Source organism: Megasphaera massiliensis (assembly GCF_036305205.1).
Classification (GTDB): Bacteria; Bacillota; Negativicutes; order Veillonellales; family Megasphaeraceae; genus Megasphaera; species Megasphaera massiliensis.
This window is the reverse complement of record NZ_JAXIXE010000022.1, coordinates 1-5,143: the sequence shown is the minus strand read 5'-3', so window position 1 is coordinate 5,143 and position 5,143 is coordinate 1. Positions and strand designations below refer to the sequence as shown.

2 protein-coding genes are annotated in these 5,143 nt (G+C 47.3%); both read right to left on the bottom strand.

Annotation, left to right across the window (positions count from 1 at the left end; translation table 11 throughout):
• Positions 1-3,618 (bottom strand): autotransporter domain-containing protein (locus UCI88_RS04505; protein ID WP_330024063.1); only part of this gene is annotated, 3,618 nt, incomplete at its 3' end.
• A 355-nt stretch (positions 3,619-3,973) separates the two neighbouring features.
• Positions 3,974-5,143: autotransporter outer membrane beta-barrel domain-containing protein (locus UCI88_RS04500; RefSeq protein WP_330024061.1), on the bottom strand; the 1,170-nt coding region annotated here is incomplete at its 5' end.

Sequence of the window (5,143 nt, the reverse complement as noted above, 5' to 3'; positions counted from 1 at the left end):
GTACCAGCCGTCTTCCAGATCGTAGGTTTTGCCCGTTTCGACGCTGGCCTGTTGGTACCAGGTCCCGAAGGAGCTGTCCGACTGAGTGCCATTGATCAAGAAGGTATGACTATTGCCCATGACCTTGCCGATGCGACCGACGACGTCTACATACTGGCCGTTATTGCCCAGCCAGGTGTGATAGAGGGAACCGGAATAGCGTTTGTACTTCCCGTTTCCGTTGTCAAAAGAATCGCTGCTGCGAAGGTAGGTAAAGACAGCGCCCTGATGGACGACACTGCCATCGTTACGAGCCGTGACAAAGTCTTTGCCCAGTTCAAAGCGGTTGCTGTGACCAGAGTAGGAATCGCGGTCTTGATGGGTATAGGTCGTGCGAGCCCACCAGCCGTCGGGATCGGTATTCATCTGGCGAACGTCGCCCATGCGCTTATTCAAGGTATCGACGTCGGTTACCAGGTCGTACATGATATTCGAATTGATGCGGCCCGTTTCAACGAGCGGGCTTTCGGTATAACCGATGGTCCCGAAGAACCAGTCCGTCGTCGTATCCGTCGCCGCTCTGTCAGCGATATTTTCTGCCGAATCTGTTGTCACTGTTGTTTCAGACGTAATGCCAATCGTGTAATCATACAAGCTGCCCTTAGTTACATTTTGCTGAGTAATGGGACTGGTAAACACAGCGTCGCTGTTAGTCAAGGTAGCAAAATAGAGGCGGTCATCAATGCCCATGGAATCCAGATGCATGGTCGCCGGATCGCTCACTACCGTCTGCGTTCCGGTCGCACTTTCCGTAGCGACGATATAGTCACTGTGTTCGGTCTTTTCTTTGGCGCCGCCATTACTGGTCCAATCGAGATCCATGGCGATCGTGCCCGTACCGGACAGGTTCTTCGCCGTGATGCTGGTACCGCTGCGCGTTCCATCAGTCATATTAACAAAGGAGTCATTGTCTAATGTAGTCAACGTGCTGTCGCCCGTTACATCCCAGAAAGCACCGTTTCTCAAGGTAATATTAATGTGAGAGCCTTCATCGACAACCGGTTCTTCACAGCCGCCATTGTCTTCATCACCGCAATCACCAGGTCCGGGCTCAAGCGGGCAAGTACTTTCATCTACAATTTCCTCGTCCGGGTACTCTACATCACCACAATCACCAGGTCCGGAAATAGCCGGACAAGTACCTTCGTCGCCTTCAGAATCTTCTTCGCCATAAAAATAATGTTTCTTAATCTCGCGCAATTCCGTAAAACCGGTGAAGGATGAGTCAGCCGTGTCAAAGAGGACATCAATCTGACCGTTATGGGCTCGCATATTGCCGATTATAACCTTGTCCACGCCTTCTGTAAGAGACTGTATCCGTCCTGCCCATTTTGTATAAAAAGCATTGTCTTCGGCTTGAATCTTAAGGGCATCGTTGAAAACGATATCGCTGTCAAGTCTAGCTACAGCTCCGTTCTTAGCCTGAAGAATGGTCAGAGGCCCATTAAAAGTAATTTTTGATCTGTGATCTTCCTCATACTCGGACTCGTCATCGGTTTCCTCCCAATCGTCGATATCGGCTTGCCTCATGACAATATTATTATTATTAAAATTGGCAACAGGCCTGTTTTCAGCTTGGTCAATTGTCTGTAGCCCGTTAAAATCCATTTCTGATGTTTCTTCGCCCTCGTACGGGAAATCGGTTTGCGCCCACGCGCCGATACCGACGTTTGACATAACTGTATTTTTGTTAAAATTAATCTTCCCGCCGTCTTCCGAACGAGCACCGATACCGACCTCGGGCATAATCGTATTGCCGTTAAAATTAATCTTTGAAAAACCTACTGCCTGAGCCGCAACAGCGCCCTTATTATCGATGGAAATCAATCCATCCGTCGTCAAATCGATGTTCCCGGACTCAGCCCACAAATTCGCTTGAGACCAATATCTGTAATCCGAACCGGCATTGTGCAGGTAAATCGAGTCGCCGGCGCTCAGCGTAACATCGCTATTGAAGGCGTGCACCAGCGTGGGGCTTATCTCCGACGATAACTTAAGAGTACGGTCCGCATCAAAAACAAAATTTCCATCGCTAGCTATCACCATACTGGCATCATCGAACAATCCTACAGGGTCCACTTCCTTACCTTGAGCCACCCATTCAATATCCTTGGCCGTTAAGGAGAATTCAGGCTCTCCATTTCCGGCCGCCTCGACCAAACGCTGCATATTCCCCTTGATAGTCTGTGCTTTCATGTGAAGATTTGAGCCAAAAATCACCTTAATAGCAGGTGAATTACTGACCTGATTTTCATGAAAAATGATATTTCCGTCCTCCGCTGTTACCTCTGCCGTTCCACGACTGCCAAAACCAATAAAAGTCCCGTCTTGATCGCGGTTAAACAGAATATCGTTCTTAGCCTGCAGCGTCACCTCGCCATTGTCATCGATGTATAGACTCGGTGAGTCCGACTCATCATTCGTCTTATTAAAAACGATATTATTAACGTTATCTATGTTAAGATTTGCACTACCTTGAACAACTACATTGGTCTTATCAAACGTAATGTCCTTATCGGCATCCATTTTAAGCGCAGCTTCATCTTGAACATTAACATTCGTATTATCCAACTTAAGATTATTTCCGGCGTCCATGTTAATCTTGGCGCCACTTTGAATATCGATATTCCCATTATCAAACGTAATGTCCTTATCGGAATTCATTTCAAGTGTAGCTTCCTCTATAGCCTCAATATCCGCTTTATCAAACGTAATCTGTCCGGCTTCCATATGAAGGATTCCTTCACCATTAAGATCAATTCCTGCAACCCCTTCACCATTCACCTTGATGTCATTGCCGGCCGTCATCTGAAGCTCGCCGTTACGCCAAACCTCGATATCGGCCTCATTAAAAGTAATATCCTTACCGGCGTCTATCTTAAGGAATCCCCCATCCCAAGAACTGATACCGCTCTTATCAAAAGTAATATTATTACCGGCATTCATTTCAGCCTTAGAATTTTCACCAATACTCATCATAGGGCCTGACACGTTACTCTGCAATACGATGTCATTGCCGGCAGTCAATTTCAACTGATTATCGCCATCTACTGATATGTAAGAACTCCATGAATCTGAGTCTGCTTGGGCTAACAGGATATCATTCTTAGCCTGAAGGTTGATAGAGTTTCCACTCATTCCCCAAACTCCCATGATTGCTCCATAATGAGCCGTCATTTCAATCTTATCGGCATCATGAATATTCACACTTACGTTATCTCGCTCTATATATAGAATATCCGGTTCTGCATCGATGGACAGGGAATAACCATCCATATTCAAATCCAAATTTTCATTCGCTGAATCTTCTTTAAAACCTCCGTCAAAAATGATTCCTTCTCCTACACTTACTTCACCGCCCGGCCATTTCGAAGTGACCTTCACATTCCCTGTAGCCGTCACATTCTGATCAGAGGCAAAGTCGAACAAGGAATATTTTCCTTGAAGATCATGAGTCCCCCCAATCGTATCGCCGGTTATGGGATATTCGACCGCTGCCGCGCCCATATAGGGTGTACTCAAGAGGGCCGCCAACACCAGCACTCGCAATAGCTCTCGTCTCGCTTTTTTACTGCTCATAGTTACCTCCTCATCACTACAAAATATATCGTCCGATCAAGGTAATTCATCATATGCTCATAAATATTATGTCCTATTTCTCTGTCATATGTATAAATTATCTCACTTATATTTCCATTGTAAGTTTATTATGTATCTATTTCAAGGTAATTATGTGTTTTCTTAATGCATCATCTATAATTGACCAATTTACTCCATGACAACAAATCATCGTAATGTTATAAATCAGGAGAAAAAGTCTTCCCCAGTACCTCATACATAGAAAAATCCCCTTCACCGACGCCGATCAGGCATCCATGAAGGGGATTGCATATCTGTTAAACCATATAAATTTGAATTGCGAATAACTTACGACTTAGAACTTCCAGGAGATACCACCGTTGAATTCCCAATCGTTGCTATAGGTTCCGCTGAATTTGCGTTCAAATTCGAACCACAGGCTGCTGGCCGGGCTTAATTCTGCCGTGAGGCCTGCGCCTAAGTCGTACCACGTATCCTTACCGTCGCGGTTGTAATCGATTCGTTCCAAGCCATTGGCCGAGGTCAGCATGATGCCGCCGTCACCGGAGAATTCATGGAGGATGTCGCCCTTCACGTACCAGCTCGTCTTGTCATTCAGCTTCTGTCCCAACCGGAAGCCCAAACGGCCGATGAAGCTGTTGACGCTGTCTAAGTCGTGGTTGATGCCGTCGCTGCTGGTGTAGGACTTGCTGTTCATGTGCGTATACTGTAGCTGAGCCTGCGGTTCAAAGTACCATCCATCTTCCAGATCGTAGGTTTTGCCCGTTTCGACGCTAGCCTGTTGGTACCAGGTTCCGAAAGAGCTGTCCGACTGAGTGCCATTGATCAAGAAGGTATGGCTGTTTCCCATGACCTTGCCGATACGGCCGATAACATCTACATACTGGCCGTCATTGCCGAGCCAGGTGTGATAGAGGGAACCGGAGTAGCGTTTGTACTTCCCGTTTCCGTCCGCAAAAGAATCGCTGCTGCGAAGGTAGGTAAAGACAGCGCCCTGATGGACCGTGCTGCCGTCGTCACGAGTCATGACAAAGTCTTTGCCCAGTTCAAAGCGATTGCTGTGACCGGAGTAGGAATCGCGGTCTTGATGGGTATAGGTCGTGCGGGCCCACCATCCGTCGGGATCGGTATTCATCTGGCGAACGTCACCCATGCGCTTGTTCAACGTATCGACGTCGGTTACGAGATCGTACAGAATCTGCGAATTGATACGACCCGTTTCAACGATTGGGCTTTCGGTATAGCCGACGGTACCGAAGAACCAATCCGTCGTCGTATCCGCTGCGGCTCTGTCAGCGACAGTTTCAACCGCATCGGTTGCATCCGTTGTAGCCGTCGTTTCAGAATCGATGCCGATAATGTAGTCGTATAAATGGCCTTTTTGTACGTTGCGCTGGGTAATGGGGCTGGTAAATACGGCATCACTGTTGGCCAAAGTAGCGAAGTAGAGGCGGTCATTGACGCCCATGGCATCGAGATGCATAGAAGCTTTGTCACTTACCAG